Genomic DNA, 14649 nt, shown 5'->3' with positions numbered 1-14649 from the left:
CGTACGGCTTCGGGGCGGACGCCGATGACGTTGCCGGTCTCGGCGGCGGAGAGTCCCCAGACGATCCTGAGCTGGAGTACGTCGCGTTGCCGTGGTGGTAGCCGGTCGAGCAGTGCTGCGAGCGCGGCCGCGTCGGCGGCTTGCAGCAGGTGCTGCTCGGGGTCGTCGGCTGTGGTCATGGCGTCGGGTACTTCCGACACCACCACCTCGCGGCTCCGCGCCGCTGCGGCGTAGGCGCTGGCGATCCGGTGGCTCGCGACGGTCTGGACGAAGGCGAGGAAGGGCCGGCCGCGATCGCGGTAGCCCGGCAGGGCGCGGATGATCGCCATGCATGTGTCCTGGGTGACGTCCTCGGCGGAGACGGGTGAGCCGTGGAGCCGGTGGGAGCAGTAGCGCACGATCAGCGGCCGGAGGAGCCGGATCAGGGCGGTGACGGCCTGTCCGTCGCCGTCGTGGGCGGGGCCGACCAGGGCGTCGATCTCGTCGCCGACACCGGATCGGCGGGGCCGCGCGGTGCTGGGTTGTGGTGTCTCGACAAGGACGTCGTGTCGTTCGCAGAACATCGCACCTCGTGTTATGGCTCGCATTCTCGGCTGCGGAAGGTCTCGATCGAGTCGCTGGGCTGGTCGACGCGAACCAGCATCGGCCGCTCGGCGCCATGAGACGTTCTTGGCGGGGAGGCGGGACGTGGGGTCTCCGTCTGTTCCAGCAGCGCCGGACCCCGCCACGTTCACCTGCGTGTTGTCGAACTTCGCCATCCCATTCCTCTCGCGGTCGCCACCGCCCAACAGGCGCGACACAGGCCTGTCGTCTCGTCGTTACCGCCCGTGCCGAGCGAAGCTGCTCGATACAAGAGCCGCATCACCCGGCAGGGGTGGCTCACCTGGTCTGCTGCTGGCCGCGCACCGGGCGGGCCTGACCGACGTGATCATTTCGAGGTGCAACGAGCCCCGAGCTCGACCACCTGCCGGAGTCGGTGCGCGGTGCGCTCCGGGTGCAACCGGTCGCCGAGGTGGCCGAGGTGCTGGAGCCGGCGCTGGTGGCCGCCGCCGCGCCAGAGCCGCAACCCCGAACGGCACCGCGAACACGCGCGGTGTCCGGCGGTGCCTTTCGGGCGTTTTGGGGAACACCCCTCGGGGGCGCATCGGCTAGTTCGACCCCAGGAGGAGACATGCCCGTCCTGCCGGACCCCGGTACCGAGTTCGGTGCGCGGGTCGCCCGCCGCCTCGCCGACGACCGGGTCATGTGGTTGACCGTCGTCGACGGCGCGGGGACCCCGCAGCCGGCACCGGTGTGGTTCCTATGGGACCCCGCCTCGGGGACGGTGCTGGTCTACAGCCAGCACGACGCGAAGCGGCTCTCCCACCTGCGGGAACGCCCGCGGGTGGCGCTGCACCTGAACTGCAGCCCCCTCGGAGGGGACGTGGTCGTGCTGACCGGGGCGGCGCGTGTGGGCACCGACGATCCGCCAGTGGACCGGAACCCGGACTACCTCGCGAAGTACGGCGAGCGGATCAGGGAGGGCTGGCAGGACCCGGAGAACTTCGCGTCGACCTACTCGGTGCCGGTGCGCGTCGACGTGCGGCGGGTCCGCGGCTTGTGACATCTACCCAGTCAGCGGAAGACCACCGTCTTGTTGCCGTGCACGAGCACCCGGTCCTTCAGGTGCCGGCGCAGGTCGCGGGACAGCACCAGTCGCTCGACGTCCCCTTGACCCTGCGTGCCCTGTGGGGACAGTGTCATTCAGGTTATTTGTAGCGGCGGTGGACCGATCCCTCTCGGTTACGGGGCGCTCGACTCCCCTCGGGAGCTCTCGTGTCCCCAGCCCCCGATCCCGCTTCGCGGCGTGCCGGCCGCGCAGCACCTCCACCAGGGGCCGCAACGCCCAGGGCTCGCCCGGTGCAGCTCGACAGCAAGCGGCCGGCTCGACCCTCCCTCACGGAGGTGTCGTGAAGCTATGGCGTGGTGTGGTCCTCGACCGGCGGTCGAACCTGCAGCGCCTTGAGATCTTCAGCGGCCATCAGCGCGCCGTCGACGTCGACCGCGGGAACGGGTCGCATGGTCCCGTCGATGTCGACCATCCATGCCGCTACCGGCAGCGTCCCGGTTCCGTCGTCCATCTCCACGGTCCAACCCGGGTCGGCACGTAGGATGCTCTGCAGTCGCCCGGTCTGCACCAGGCGGACGTAGCCAGGCTCGGTCGTAGCGTCCACGAGAGCGCCCTTCAGCGGGTCCACGACGAGTGCTTCGCCGTCCCTTCCCCACGCTTCAACCGCCCGGCCGTAGACGTTGCCGCTCATCGGGTCGTAGTTGGGTGTCCACGGTTCGGGGCCGTCGTGCACCCTGCTGACGTACATGGCCTGCCATCCCGTTGGCGACCACTGGCGATCCGGACGAAGGGAGGCCTCACGTGCCAGAGCAACGGTCTCGTGCATCTCGATCATGACGTTCGCTCCTTGATCAGGTGCTGCCGACGAGGAGGCCGTAGCCATCCTGAGCGCGATCCGCCGTGCCGCGCCTAGCGGCACCACGCTGCTCATCACCGAGGGCGTCATCACAGAGAAGCAGCCCGACCCACGCGCCCAGACCCTCGACGTCATCATGCTGACCGTGACGGGTGGGCGCGAACGGACCGCGAGCGAGTCGGCGGCGCTCCTCGGCCGCGCCGGCTTCACAGTCAGCGCAGTCACCGAAACCGCCGGCCCCATGTCTCTCGTCGAGGCGGCCGCTCTGTGACCATCGGAGTGATGCCACATCGCTGGCAGTGCGGACGCTCAGGAGGTTTGATTGTCGTAGCGGATCGCGATCTCCACGGGGATACGGCCTCGGGATGACACCTGCATACCCTCTTGCCGAGCCCACTCCCGGATTGCCTGGTTACGCTCCCGGCCACCGCTCCCCGCCCTTGGTGTCGTCACGCGACGACGACCTCGGCGTTGACGCCGGCCAGCAGCCACGAAGGGATCGAAGATTGCCCGCAGACTTTCGGCGTTGGCACGCGATAGGTCGATCTCGTACTGCCTGCCGTCGAGACCGAAGGCAACCGTCTCGTCGGCGCGGCCGCCGTCCTTGTCATCGACCAGCATCGTGTTGACCTGCTGAGCCATCGCTGTCCTCGTCTCTCGGTCCACCGCTCCCACCGACCTGATCCGCGCGGCTCAGGTCGGCTCACCCGCCCGCGACGGCGGCGCGCGGGGCGAGCGGGCGCTCGTAGCAGACCGAGAGCGGCTCACCCACGTACGGGCCGTAGTTCTCGATCCGCCGGTAGCCGTGCCGCTCGTAGAACGCGATGGCGTCCGGTTGCAGCGTTCCCGTCCCCACCCGCAGGTGCGTCCACCCCCAGGTGAGGGCCTCGGCCTCCAGCGCGGCCGCGACGCCCGACCGCCTCCGCTCGGGCACGACGTACATCCGCTTCACCTCACCGAGGCCCTCGCCCAGCTCGCGCAGCGCGCCGCACCCGACCGCGCCGCCCTGCACGTCGCGGGCCAGCAGGAACACGGCGGTGTCGGCGGCGGTCGGGGCGGGGCCGGGCTCGCTGTCGGGCGTGCCGTACCGGACGGCGAGCTCCGCGCGCTGGGCGGGGCGCAGCGCAGCGGCGTCGGGGTGGTCGAAGGGGGCGGTCTCGATGCGGAGCTCGGGCGGCACGCCGCCAGATTACGAGTGCTGATCCGGGCCGCACACGGGCGCCCGCTGTCGTGCCTGCAACCGAGACCGCGGCAACGGGGTTCCACCCCACGACACCGCGGGCCCCGAAGGAGCGGCACGGGGTCGAACGGCTGCACGACGAACCAGCAACCACGAGGGAGCCCTCGATGAACCCCACCGTTCCGACAACCGATCCGACGACTGAGGCACGTCCTGCCACCGTCAACACACCCGTCGACCCCCACGGCTCAGGATCTCTCACCGCGCAGGCCCGCCAGGACGCGACGGTAGCGGCCAGGTACGCCGAACACGCATACCCCGGCCCGATCGGCGAGGTCCTCAGCCGGGAGCTACGCAACTACGCCGAGGACGGGGGGCAGCTACCACCGCATGCATTGGCCCCCCGCCTCATCCTGGCGATGCAGAGGCAACAAGCCCGCAATCCACTGCCACCGGCCCCCGGCTACGCCCACCTGCCCGCGCAGTACATCCCAGGCAGCGCCCTGCGCTGGCGCTACCGCACGGTCATCGACCCGGACGAGAACACGCGTCGAGCTTGAAGGCGACCCGGCCGTGAGCCGTGCGGCGGCGAACTCGGCAAATCCCAACGTGTCACGCCGCCGCCCGTCGTGGCTGATCCACAGCGTTGTCCGAAGGCGGGGCTCGCCCTGATGATCTGGACCTCCGCCTCGAAGGGGGTCACGCCCGGTGGGACCGGCCTCCCGGAGAATGTCGCCGGGGCCTTTTCGAGCGGTCAGAGAGCTAGCGGCGAGTGTGCGCGGGCCTGCGGACGGCCGGCGATCCACGCGAGCAGGGCTGCGTCGAGGTCGCCATGCACGTCAACCCTGGTCAACCTCGTGACCTCGCCCATCCGCCCCAACAGGTCCGCACAATGCTCGTTGTGCTGGATCGCAGCTTCCGGCGAGTCGTACTCCTCGATGACCACGAGCGCTCCGTCGTCCTCCGACCCGAACCAGTCGTAGCGAAGAGTGCCGGCCTCGTCGGCGGCCGCGCGTGCGAGCTTGCGCGCCAGCTCGACTGCGTCGGCAGCCCGGCCGGGCGTAACCGCCAACTCTGCGCGGACCAGAACGCTCACTACCCTTTCCTCCTCGTAGGCAGACTTCACCACACACTGTCGTAGGCCGAGCCCCGACCGATCCATCGCCGCGCTGCACCGCTGCCCCTCCCGCTGGAGGAGACCACGCGAGAGACTCCAGCAACTCCGGTGCACGCTCTGTCGCCAAGTCGGCGGATCGACCGCCGGTCCGAGGCCGGGCGAACACGGCGGGTGCTGCAGGGAAGGCCGAAGCGACGAGCCGCCAGGGCGCGAGCGGCTGCGGTCGTGCGCGCTACCCCTGGGCGTGCTGGTGCCAGATCTCGAAGAGAGCCCGCAGCACTGCGCTTCAGGGTCGATCGAGAACGACCACGTCCAACAACCCCTGTCCGAACAACCCCTGCTCCATTGCCGCGCGGGCTGCGGGCAATGGAGTGGGGCTTCGCGCGACCGGCGCGGTTGCCGGTCAGGCGTGGGCCGGGGTTGTGGTTCGCATCGAGGTGACGTCTGCGGTGGTGAGCGGTGTGCCACCGATGGCCCAGGAGCCGCTGGCGATCTCCTCGACGGTCACCCATGTCACTCCGCGCATGGCCTCGCCCTCCACACTGACCATCGCGTCGGTCACAGCGCGGACGATCTGGGCCTTCTCCTCGGATCCGAAGACGCCTTCGATCACTTTCACCTGAACGTAGGGCATGATTACTCCTCTGGTCGCCGGCGCTGTGCCGGACTCCGATACCGTGACCTGGTCCGCTTGCAGATCGGGTGCAATCGGTCGGTCGATCGTCGTTCGGCTACTGGCCCGGCTCAGCGACAATGCCTGGTGTGGACTGCCGGGTGCTGGGCCCTGTCGAGGTGGTGGACGAGGGCTCAGCGCTGTCGCTGGGCGGGTCCAAGCCCCGGTTGATCTTGGCGATGTTGCTCGCAGAGCGTGGCCACGTCGTCTCCCTCGACCGCTTCGTCGACGCGCTGTGGGGGCCGAGCCCGCCAGTGAGCGCTGTCCCGACGTTGCAGACCCACGTCTCCCGGCTGCGCCGCCTGTTCCTGGCCGCAACGGACCCGCCCCGGATCGAGACCCGACCTCCTGGCTACCGGCTCGAGGTTGCGCCGCAGCGCCTGGACGCGGCTCGCTTCGAGGCCGGTGTCGGCTGCGCCCGCCGCGAACTCGACCATGACAATCCGCGGCATGCGTTGCGCGCCGCAGAGGCGGCCCTGCGCGAGTGGCGAGGGCCCGCGTTCGCGGAGTTCGCCGGCGAGGACGTCCTGCGCGCCGAGGCCGCCCGTCTCGAGGAGCTCCGCGTCGTCGCCCATGAGGTGGCCATCGGCGCCCGGCTGGCATGTGGGGAGCACGCCGACGTCATCGGGGTCCTGGAAGCGCTGGTGGCCGAGTACCCCCTTCGGGAACGGCTGTGGGCGCAGCTCATGCTGGCCCTCTATCGCAGCGGCCGGCCAGGGGAGGCCCTTCAGCGCGGGGCCGAGTTGCGGAGCCTGCTGCGGGAGCAGCTGGGCCTCTCGCCCTCGGCCGAGGTCCGGGCATTGGAGAGCGACGTCCTGGCCGAACGTCCCGAGCTGACCTGGGTCGGGCCGCCTGTCCCGGACCCGGCCCCGCAGGCCGTGAGGGCGGTACCTCGGGACCCCGCGCCCCTGCTCGGGCGCAACGGCGAGCTCACCATCGTGCGCCGGCTCGTCGCCGAGAACCGTCTGGTGAGCGTGACCGGGCCGGGTGGGGTCGGCAAGACCCGCCTCGTGCAGGAACTGCTCGAGGAGTTCGCCGACGCCCATCCCGGCGGCATCCGGTGGGTCGAGCTGGCCCCGGTCCGCGACGGCGAACCGGCCGTGGCCGCGGTCGCGACCGCGCTCGATCTGCAGCGGCGACCGGAACGGTCGTTGGAAGACTCGATCGTCGAGGTCCTGGCCCTGCAGACCCTGCTGCTTGTGCTCGACAACTGCGAACACGTTCTAGAGAGCATCGCCCCGCTGGTCGCTCGGATCCTGCGCCGGTGCCCCTCGACGAGGGTCCTGACCACCACCCGCGAACCCCTCGGCCTGCCCGGTGAGGCGACCTGGGCCCTGCCCCCGCTCGACGTTCCGTCCTCGGGCACCGCATCACTGACCGAAATACGCGCGAGCACCGCAGTCGCTCTGTTCACTGCGCGCGCCGGCGCGGCGCGAACCGGCTTCATCCTCGACGAGGCCAACCGTCGGGCCGTCGCCGAGATCTGTATCCGGCTCGACGGGCTCCCACTCGCCCTCGAGCTGGCCGCTGCGCGGGTCCGCTCGATGACCCCCGCCGACATTGCAGACCGTCTCGACGCCCGGTTCCGGTTACTGGCCGGCACCCGGTCACCGGATATGCGCCACCGCGCCCTGCTCGACGTCGTGCGCTGGTCTTACGACCTGCTCGGCCCCGCAGAGCAGACGCTCTTCGCCCGCCTGTGCGTGTTCGCCGGCAGTTTCGACCTCCCTCGGGCCGAAGACGTGTGCACCTCGGCCGATCTCGACCAGCCGGCGGTGGCGGCGCTGCTCGCTGCGCTGGTGGACAAGTCGATGGTCGTGGCCGCCGAGTCGGACGGGCGCATGCGCTACCGACTCCTGGAGACCCTGCGCGAGTTCGCCCGGACACAGCTGCGGACGCGGTCGGACGCGACCGCGACTCGGCGCGCGCACGCCCGCTCGCACCTGCGCACCGCCCAGGCTGCCGGTCAGGGCCTGGGCGGCCCGGACGAGCGGCACTGGTCGCGCCGGATCGATGACGACCTCGAGGACCTGCGGGAGGCGTTCGGCGCCAGCCTGCGCCTCGGTGACCTGGACACCGCGCTCGAGCTGGTGGTCGCGATCCGGGAGTTCGCCTTCCGCAGCGTCCGCTACGAGATCGTCGACTGGGCGCACACGGTCTCGACCATGCCCGGCACCGAGGAGCGACCCCTCTACCCGGTAGTCCTCGGGATCCTCGCCTACGGGCGCTTCGTCCGCGGCGAGCTCACCGGCGCTGTGGTCGCCGCTCGCAACGCCGTCGCGGCGGCCGCGCGGCTCGGCGTGCCCACCCTGGCGCTGGCCGAGCGCGTCCTGGGCAACGCCCTGTTCTTCCGAGGCGAGACCGCCGACGCGCTCGTGTGGATGGACCGGATGGTCGAGGTCGCCCAGGAATCCGGGGACGCCAGCCTGCTCGCCCACGGCTGCTACATGCGCTCGGTGGCCCACACCAGCGTCGGCGACCACGACGCCGCCCGGCGGCTGGCCGCCGAGGCCCAGCGCGCCGCGCAACGGTGCGGCAGCCCGACCGCGCTGGCCCAGGCCGCCTACGCCGCCGGGCTCTCCTGCGAGCGTGACGACCCCGGTCGAGCAGTCGAACTGCTCGTGAGCAGCGAACGGCTGGCCGGCGCCGTCGGCAACCGATGGCTGCGGTCCTTCGCACGCACCGAGGAGCTCTATCTCCGCGCCCAGCGCGGCGACATCGACGAGGCGCTCACCGGATACCGGGAGGTCGTGGACACCTGGTTCCGCGGCGGCGAGTGGGCCAACCAATGGTTGTCCCTCCGCCACCTGTTCGGGGTCTTCGCCTCCCTCGGCGACGACGAGATCGCCGCCGTACTCCACGGCGCGCTCGACGCGGCCGGAGCGGCGACGGCCCTACCGTTCGAGCCCTCCAGGGCCGCCCGGGTAAACGGCCTGGCCGACACCGTCCGCGCCCGCTACGGGGCGGCCGCCTTCGACGCGGCCGTCAACCACGGCCGGTCGATGCGCGACGAGGAAGTTGTCCGCATGACACTGGAACACCTCGACGCGAGGACACCGAGCACGTTCTAGACCCGTATGTGTCGGCGCCTCGCTCGCAGGTGGGCGCGCGTCACCGTCGCAGCGGTCGACGCGATGCTGGAGGCCGGAATCCCGGAACGATCGGTACGGGGGCGCTCGGCCGCACCCTCGCCCGCGTCCGTGGGCGCGCCATGCCAGGACCCGAGCATCGGCCGGCCTCGTTCGACGCTCACGTAGCTGCCCGCTCCCGGCATCTCGCGAGCCAGAGGCGGGCACCGGACTACCCGTCAGGCCTTCGCCTGCATGCTGCTCCGCGCCGGGTTGCCCTGCTCGTCGGCCTTCGGGTCCTTCTCGGAGGCCTTCGCACGGACCCCCGACTCGATCTGGTCGCCGATGTTCTTGTCGATGTTGTGCCAGTAGGCGAAGGCACGCTGGAGGACCGGCTCGGACACCCCGTTGAGCAGATGTCCGACGACGTTGTCGACGAGCCGTTCGCGGGCGGCGTCGTCGAGCACCTCGCGGACCAGGGTGCCGGGCTGGCCCCAGTCGTCGTCCTCGGCATGGTCGACGTAGGCGGTGCGCATGATGTTGCCGTCGGCGTACCAGGTCGGGACCTTCCCGTAGCGCTCGACGTCCGCCGCGGGGCCGCCGTAGGAGTTCGGCGCGTACACCGGATCCGACACCTTCTGGATCCGCATCGCGCCGTCCTTGCTGTACGAGCGGACGGGGGTGACCGGCGCGTTCACCGGGATCTGCTGGTAGTTGGCCCCCAGGCGGTGCCGGTGGGCGTCGGCGTAGGAGAACAGCCGGGCCAGCAGCATCCGGTCCGGCGACGGGCCGATGCCCGGCACCAGGTTGTTGGGCTGGAACGCGATCTGCTCGATCTCGGTGTGGTTGTCGGTCGGGTTCCGGTCGAGCGTCATCCGGCCGACCTCCATCAGCGGGTAGTCGCCGTGCGGCCACACCTTCGTCAGGTCGAAGGGATTGAAGCGGTAGTTCTCCGCGTCCTCGTACGGCATGACCTGCACGTACAGTGTCCAGCTCGGGTGATCGCCGTCGCGGATGTGCTCGAAGAGGTCCCGCATGTGGTAATCGGTGTCGGCGGCCGCCATCTGGTCGGCCTCGTGCTGGGTGAAGAACTCGATGCCCTGGTCGGTCTTGAAGTGGTACTTGACCCAGAACTCCTCGCCGGGCTCGTTGATCCACATGTAGGTGTGGGAGGTGTAGCCGTTCATGTGCCGCCAGGAGCGGGGGATGCCGCGGTCACCCATCAGCCAGGTCACCTGGTGGGCGGATTCGGGGGAGAGGGTCCAGAAGTCCCACTGCATGTCGTGGTCGCGCAGGTTGTTGTCGGCCCGGCGCTTCTGGCTGCGGATGAAGTGCTGGAACTTCATCGGGTCCTTGACGAAGAAGACCGGCGTGTTGTTGCCGACCATGTCGTAGTTGCCCTCGGACGTGTAGAACTTGATCGCGAAACCGCGCGGGTCCCGCCAGGTGTCCGGGCTGCCGCGCTCGCCCGCGACGGTGGAGAACCGGATGCCCAGGTCGGTCTTCGCCCCGGGCTGGAACAGCGCCGCCTTGGTGTAGGCGCTGACGTCGTTCGTCACCTCGAAGTGTCCGAAGGCCCCGCTGCCCTTGGCGTGGGGCTGCCGCTCGGGGATGCGCTCACGGTTGAACTGGGCCATCTGCTCGAGGAGGTAGCTGTCCTGCAGCAGGATCGGCCCGCCCGGCCCCACGGTGAGCGAGTGCTCGTCGCTCTCGACCGGGACGCCGGCGTCGGTGGTCGTGAAGTTCGCTTTCGGGTCGGTCATCGCCGCTCCTCGTGGTGGTTACTCCTGCAGATCGGGCAGAGGCCCCAGAAGAGGATCTCCGCCTCGTCGACGGTGAACCCCTGGTCGTCGTCGGGGGACAGGCACGGTGCGCGACCCTGCACGCAGTCGACGTCCTGGGTCCTGCCGCATCCGCGGCACACGACGTGATGGTGGTTGTCCCCGGTGCGCCGCTCGAACAGCGCCGGCAGGCCGGCGGGCTCGATGACGCGGACCAGGCCCGCGTCGCAGCCGGCCCGGAGCACGTCGTAGACGGTCTGGTGCGACACCGACCCGAGCTCGGCGGCGACGCCGGCCCGAACCTCGTCCGCCGTCGCATGCGGATGCCCGGCGAGCCAGGTCAGCACGGCCTTCCGCGGCGCGGTCACCCGCAGGCCCGCGGTCCTCAACTGCGCCGTCACGTCGATCTGCGCCGGCACGTGGCCTATCGCCATGCGTCGGGCGTCCCCGCACCAGGGTCGTCCCAAACCTGCGGTAGAGGAACGGAACCATGTGGGGCTCGGAAGCTAGCCACGAGCGCCAGCAACGCAGGGCCGATCCATGTCGGCGCTTCTGTGCCACAGCCGCCCAGAGCCCCCGGAACAGACTCTTGACAGGGCCGGCGACCGCCGGGTTAAAGTGGTCAGACCACCTGATCACCTGAGCTCTACCGGCTCGGGCGGTCGGAGACCTTCGGGACGAGCGCCGTGACCAGGTGAACGTACCCCGTCGTTTCGATCACTCGCATCAACGCAAAGGAGCAGCGATGTCCTCGCTCGACTTCACGTACAAGCACATCGACGACCACATCGACCGCTCGGCCATGCTCGCGCCGACGATCGACCCGAAGAAGACGATGCTGCTGGTCCTGGACATGCAGAAGGCGTGTGCGGAGCCCGGCGGCGCGATGTACATCCCCAGCGTCGGTGGCGCCCCCGAGGGCAAGGACGTCGTCCAGCCCGTCGTCGACGTCCTCGAGGCCTGCCGCGCCAAGGGCATCCCGGTCGTGTGGTCGCTCTGGGGCCTGCGCCCGGACGGCAAGGACGCCGGCTTCGCCGATGTGAAGTGGGGCCTGGTCGACCAGCTGGCGACGTTCCCCGGGTCCTGGGGCAACGGCGGCGACGAGCTGGTCGACGAGCTCAATCCCCTGCCCGACGAGCCGGTCATCCGCAAGCACCGCTTCAGCTCGTTCTACGGCACCGCGCTGACCGAGTACATGCGCCGGGCCGGCTGCGACACCCTCGTCGTCGCGGGCCTGTCCACCGGCAACTGCCAGCTCGCCACCGCGATCGACGGGGCGAACCAGGACTTCAAGATCGTCGTGCTGGCCGACACCACCGCCGCCATCCCCTCGGGCAAGGACGACCCGATGGGCTACGGGCAGCACTGGGAGGCCCTGCGCCAGATCCAGGCCAACCACGGCGACGTGCGCACCAGCATCGAGTTCCTCCAGATGATCGACGCCTGAGCGCGCCGGAACACCCCGCACAGCCCCGACGAACCGACGAACGCGAGGACGTGAGATGTCGATTTCCGGCAAGAAGGTCGCCCTGCTGATCGAGGACGAGTACCAGATCCTCGAGGGCTGGTACCCCTACCTGCGCCTGCAGGAGGCGGGCGCCGACGTGAAGGTGATCGGTAGCGGCACCAAGGGCAGCTACGACAGCAAGGAGCACTACCCGATGGAGGCGGACGCCGCCGCCTCCGAGGTCTCGGCCTCCGACTTCGACGCCGTCGTCATCCCCGGCGGGTTCGCGCCCGACAACATGCGCCTGCACCCGGAGATGATCGACCTCGTCAAGGACGCCTACGAGTCCGGCAAGCTCGTCGCCGCGATCTGCCACGGCGGCTGGATGCTCGCCTCCGCCGGCGCCACCAAGGGCCGCAAGATCACCGGCTACCTGCCGATCAGGACCGACGTCGAGAACGCCGGCGGCACCTGGGTCGACGCGCCGGTCGTCGAGGACGGCAACGTCATCACCTCCCGCACGCCGGTCGACCTGCCCGACTTCGGCCGGGCGATCGTCAACTACCTCGAGCGCGCCTGATCCACACCGGTGGACGACGTCCCACAAAGGAGAGGGATCGTGACCGAACTGAGCGTGACACCCCGTGACGCCAAGCCGCCGATCGGCGGCTGGTTACCGGGAATCCGGCTGAGCGGGGCGCAGACCGCGGTGCTCGACGCCGCGGCGGACGAGCTCATCCCGGGCGGCGGCGGCTTCCCGGCGCCCAGCGAGGTCGACGTGATCTCGTTCATCGCCCGGTACGTGACGCCGTCGGGGCTGGAGCCCAAGTGGTTCCCGTTCCTCGGTGAGGACGACTTCCGGGCCCGCCTCGACGGGCTCGGGCAGGAGTTCGCCGACGCCGCCTCCGCGCGGCGCGTGACGGTCCTGGAAGGGCTGGAGCGCGACGAGCCGGAGTTCTTCACGCGCCTGCGGGACGTCGTCTACCACGCGTACTACTCCCGGCCCGAGGTCATCCGGGCCATCAACCGCCTGCCCGCGGGCCGGGACTACCGCAACACGCCGCAGCCCTACGGCTACTCCGACGTCATGGACGACTGGGACGACGAGCTGCTGAGCCGCGTCCGCGGCACCTACATCCGGACCGAGGACGTGCGGCGGGTCGCGATCCCCGCCGACCTCCCGATGTGTTCGGCACGGCAGGCCCGGGAAGCAGGAGAGAACTGATGGCGGCGTACACCGAGACCGACGTCCTGGTGATCGGGGCCGGCGCGGGCGGCGGAGCGGTGAGCAAGCGGCTCAGCGACGCCGGGATCAAGGTCGTCTGCCTCGAGCAGGGCGACTGGGTCCACGCGATGGAGCACCCGCACATGTACGACGGGTGGGAGCTCGAGCGCAAGCGGAGCTGGTCGTTCGAGCCCAACGTCCGCCGGTTCCCCGAGGACTACCCGGTCACCGGCAACACCACGCCGTACACCTTCACCGGGGTGGGCGGCTCCACGCTGCACTACGCGGCGGCGTGGCCCCGGTTCAAGCCCGTCGACTTCCGCAAGGGCACCGAGCACGGCGTCGAGGGCACGATCGACTGGCCGATCTCCTACGAGGAGCTCGAGCCGTTCTACGCGATCAACGACGCCGAGATCGGCGTCGCGCGCCGGACCGGTGACCCCGGCAACCCGGCGCGCCCCGAGGGCTGGGGCCCGGCCAGCCGAGGCGGCAAGGTCGGCCACAAGATGGGCTCGGGCTTCGACAAGCTCGGCTGGCACTGGTGGCCCGCGGACAACGCGATCCTCACCCGCGCCAAGGACGCCCGCCTGGCGTGCAACGACTGCGGTTTCTGCCTCGCCGGCTGCCCCCGGCACTCGATCGCCTCGACGGACGTGTCCTACTGGCCGGCGGCCCTGCGCAACGGGGTCGACCTGCGGGTGAACGCGCGCGTCGAGCAGATCAACGCGAAGGGCGGCCGCGCCACCGGCGCCACCTACATCGACCGGGTCACCGGGCAGCACCACGAGGTGCGGGCCGGGATCGTGGTGGTCGCCGCGAACTCGATCGGCACGCCCCGGCTGCTGCTGATGTCCGCCCAGAACGGCCACCCGGACGGGCTGGCCAACTCCAACGGCCTCGTCGGCACGCACCTGATGTACCACAGCTGGTCCTTCGTCGACTTCTGGTTCGACGAGCCGCTCGAGGGCTTCAAGGGCCCGGAGCCCGCCGTGCTCTACAGTCAGGAGTTCTACGACAGCGACCCGTCGCGCGGCTTCGTCAACGGCTTCTCGCTGCAGGTCGGCACCTCGCTGGGTGCCGCCACCAGCGCGCTCGGGACGAACACCGGCAACACGGCCCCCTGGGGCGCCGGGCACCGCAGGTTCTTCGACGACCACTTCGGCCGGCACGCGCTGGTCTACGTCCAGGGCGAGGACCTGCCGGTCCGCACCAACCGGGTCACCCTCGACCCCGAGGTGAAGGACTCCAGCGGGCTCCCCGCGCCGCACGTCCACTACGAGCTGCACGAGAACGACCGCCGGCTCGTCGAGTGGGGGCAGCAGCGGGCCCGCGAGGCCGCGGACGCGGCCGGCGGCGTCATCGACACCACCACGACGGGCATCGGCGGCATCGACGCGCCGCCGCCCGGCTGGCACATCATGGGCACCTGCCGGATGGGCAACACGCCCGAGGACTCGGTCACCAACAAGTGGAACCAGACCTGGGACCTGCCCAACCTGTTCATCACCGACGCCAGCTCGCTCACCACGGGCGCCGCGGTGAACCCGACCAGCACGCTGCAGGCCGTCGCGGTCCGGGCCGCCGAGTACATCAAGCGCCGCCACCGGGACATCGCGTCGCAGACGACGACCCCGAGCAACGCGGAAGCGCCCGCGCTGTAGCGCGCGCGTCCGACCCCCACCCCGTCACCCCG

15 protein-coding genes and 2 pseudogenes are annotated in these 14649 nt (G+C 70.5%); 8 read left to right on the top strand and 9 right to left on the bottom strand.

Annotated elements, in window-relative coordinates; translation table 11 throughout:
• Window positions 1-758, bottom strand: a 758-nt coding sequence (locus JWP64_RS13235; RefSeq protein ID WP_297496206.1) for a sigma-70 family RNA polymerase sigma factor, incomplete at its 3' end; no start/stop codon positions are given.
• 413 nt (window positions 759-1171) lie between these two features.
• Between JWP64_RS13235 and JWP64_RS13230 the strand changes: the two genes are divergently transcribed.
• Window positions 1172-1603, top strand: coding sequence for a TIGR03667 family PPOX class F420-dependent oxidoreductase (locus JWP64_RS13230; RefSeq protein ID WP_297496205.1), 432 nt, complete (start codon window positions 1172-1174; stop codon window positions 1601-1603).
• 11 nt (window positions 1604-1614) lie between these two features.
• Here JWP64_RS13230 and JWP64_RS13225 read toward each other — a convergent pair.
• Both JWP64_RS13225 and JWP64_RS13220 read right to left on the bottom strand, forming a co-directional pair.
• Window positions 1615-1707 (bottom strand): annotated as a pseudogene (locus tag JWP64_RS13225) (formyltetrahydrofolate deformylase); the annotation flags it as partial.
• Between the two features lie 248 nt (window positions 1708-1955).
• Window positions 1956-2444: a hypothetical protein gene (locus tag JWP64_RS13220; protein WP_297496204.1), complete on the bottom strand. Its 489-nt coding sequence runs from the start codon at window positions 2442-2444 to the stop codon at window positions 1956-1958.
• 37 nt (window positions 2445-2481) lie between these two features.
• Here JWP64_RS13220 and JWP64_RS31505 point away from each other — a divergent pair.
• Window positions 2482-2736: pseudogene (locus tag JWP64_RS31505) on the top strand (methyltransferase); the annotation flags it as partial.
• A gap of 38 nt (window positions 2737-2774) precedes the next feature.
• Here the strand turns inward: JWP64_RS31505 and JWP64_RS13215 are convergent.
• Both JWP64_RS13215 and JWP64_RS13210 read right to left on the bottom strand, forming a co-directional pair.
• On the bottom strand, window positions 2775-3107 hold the full coding sequence (locus JWP64_RS13215; protein WP_297496203.1) for an Lsr2 family protein: 333 nt from the start codon (window positions 3105-3107) through the stop codon (window positions 2775-2777).
• A gap of 61 nt (window positions 3108-3168) precedes the next feature.
• The gene (locus tag JWP64_RS13210; protein WP_297496202.1) at window positions 3169-3645 is read right to left on the bottom strand and encodes a GNAT family N-acetyltransferase; all 477 of its coding nucleotides are present in this window, start codon (window positions 3643-3645) and stop codon (window positions 3169-3171) included.
• Window positions 3646-4064: 419 nt separating this feature from the next.
• Here JWP64_RS13210 and JWP64_RS13205 point away from each other — a divergent pair, with 419 nt between their 5' ends.
• Entirely contained in the window at window positions 4065-4205 is a 141-nt protein-coding gene (locus JWP64_RS13205) for a hypothetical protein (RefSeq protein WP_297496201.1), read from the top strand.
• 194 nt (window positions 4206-4399) lie between these two features.
• On the opposite strand, the gene JWP64_RS13200 is transcribed toward JWP64_RS13205, so the two are convergent.
• Both JWP64_RS13200 and JWP64_RS13195 read right to left on the bottom strand, forming a co-directional pair.
• Window positions 4400-4771, bottom strand: coding sequence for an antibiotic biosynthesis monooxygenase (locus JWP64_RS13200; protein ID WP_297496200.1), 372 nt, complete (start codon window positions 4769-4771; stop codon window positions 4400-4402).
• A 394-nt stretch (window positions 4772-5165) separates the two neighbouring features.
• Entirely contained in the window at window positions 5166-5396 is a 231-nt protein-coding gene (locus JWP64_RS13195) for a tautomerase family protein (RefSeq protein WP_297496199.1), read from the bottom strand.
• 140 nt (window positions 5397-5536) lie between these two features.
• Between JWP64_RS13195 and JWP64_RS13190 the strand changes: the two genes are divergently transcribed.
• The gene (locus JWP64_RS13190) at window positions 5537-8506 is read left to right on the top strand and encodes a BTAD domain-containing putative transcriptional regulator (protein ID WP_297496198.1); all 2970 of its coding nucleotides are present in this window, start codon (window positions 5537-5539) and stop codon (window positions 8504-8506) included.
• Window positions 8507-8742: 236 nt separating this feature from the next.
• Here JWP64_RS13190 and JWP64_RS13185 read toward each other — a convergent pair whose 3' ends face one another.
• Both JWP64_RS13185 and JWP64_RS13180 read right to left on the bottom strand, forming a co-directional pair.
• Window positions 8743-10266: a catalase gene (locus tag JWP64_RS13185; protein ID WP_297496197.1), complete on the bottom strand. Its 1524-nt coding sequence runs from the start codon at window positions 10264-10266 to the stop codon at window positions 8743-8745.
• Window positions 10263-10718 (bottom strand): Fur family transcriptional regulator, encoded by a 456-nt coding sequence (locus tag JWP64_RS13180; protein WP_297496196.1) that lies wholly within the window; start codon window positions 10716-10718, stop codon window positions 10263-10265. The genes JWP64_RS13185 and JWP64_RS13180 overlap by 4 nt, the downstream gene beginning before the upstream one ends.
• Window positions 10719-11029: 311 nt before the next feature.
• Between JWP64_RS13180 and JWP64_RS13175 the strand changes: the two genes are divergently transcribed.
• From JWP64_RS13175 to JWP64_RS13160, 4 genes are read left to right on the top strand one after another with little or no spacing between them, the layout of a single operon-like run.
• On the top strand, window positions 11030-11731 hold the full coding sequence (locus tag JWP64_RS13175) for an isochorismatase family cysteine hydrolase (protein ID WP_297496195.1): 702 nt from the start codon (window positions 11030-11032) through the stop codon (window positions 11729-11731).
• A gap of 55 nt (window positions 11732-11786) precedes the next feature.
• Window positions 11787-12311 carry a type 1 glutamine amidotransferase domain-containing protein gene (locus JWP64_RS13170; protein WP_297496194.1) on the top strand — a complete coding sequence of 175 codons (525 nt, stop codon included), beginning with the start codon at window positions 11787-11789 and terminating at the stop codon, window positions 12309-12311.
• A 39-nt stretch (window positions 12312-12350) separates the two neighbouring features.
• On the top strand, window positions 12351-12956 hold the full coding sequence (locus JWP64_RS13165; RefSeq protein WP_297496193.1) for a gluconate 2-dehydrogenase subunit 3 family protein: 606 nt from the start codon (window positions 12351-12353) through the stop codon (window positions 12954-12956).
• Window positions 12956-14617, top strand: coding sequence for a GMC family oxidoreductase (locus JWP64_RS13160; RefSeq protein WP_297496192.1), 1662 nt, complete (start codon window positions 12956-12958; stop codon window positions 14615-14617). The genes JWP64_RS13165 and JWP64_RS13160 overlap by 1 nt, the downstream gene beginning before the upstream one ends.
• Window positions 14618-14649: the final 32 nt, after the last annotated feature.

Source organism: Pseudonocardia sp. (assembly GCF_025465255.1).
Taxonomy (GTDB): domain Bacteria; phylum Actinomycetota; class Actinomycetes; order Mycobacteriales; family Pseudonocardiaceae; genus Pseudonocardia.
Note: the sequence above shows the minus strand (reverse complement) of the source record. Positions and strands in the feature narration are given on the sequence as shown.

Coding starts and splice junctions, on each gene's coding strand:
- JWP64_RS13180 (WP_297496196.1), bottom strand. CDS start 10,718: ATGGCGATAGGCCACGTGCCGGCGCAGATCGACGTGACGGCGCAGTTG.
- JWP64_RS13205 (WP_297496201.1), top strand. CDS start 4,065: ATGCAGAGGCAACAAGCCCGCAATCCACTGCCACCGGCCCCCGGCTAC.
- JWP64_RS13195 (WP_297496199.1), bottom strand. CDS start 5,396: ATGCCCTACGTTCAGGTGAAAGTGATCGAAGGCGTCTTCGGATCCGAG.
- JWP64_RS13170 (WP_297496194.1), top strand. CDS start 11,787: ATGTCGATTTCCGGCAAGAAGGTCGCCCTGCTGATCGAGGACGAGTAC.
- JWP64_RS13160 (WP_297496192.1), top strand. CDS start 12,956: ATGGCGGCGTACACCGAGACCGACGTCCTGGTGATCGGGGCCGGCGCG.
- JWP64_RS13215 (WP_297496203.1), bottom strand. CDS start 3,107: ATGGCTCAGCAGGTCAACACGATGCTGGTCGATGACAAGGACGGCGGC.
- JWP64_RS13220 (WP_297496204.1), bottom strand. CDS start 2,444: ATGATCGAGATGCACGAGACCGTTGCTCTGGCACGTGAGGCCTCCCTT.
- JWP64_RS13230 (WP_297496205.1), top strand. CDS start 1,172: ATGCCCGTCCTGCCGGACCCCGGTACCGAGTTCGGTGCGCGGGTCGCC.
- JWP64_RS13185 (WP_297496197.1), bottom strand. CDS start 10,266: ATGACCGACCCGAAAGCGAACTTCACGACCACCGACGCCGGCGTCCCG.
- JWP64_RS13175 (WP_297496195.1), top strand. CDS start 11,030: ATGTCCTCGCTCGACTTCACGTACAAGCACATCGACGACCACATCGAC.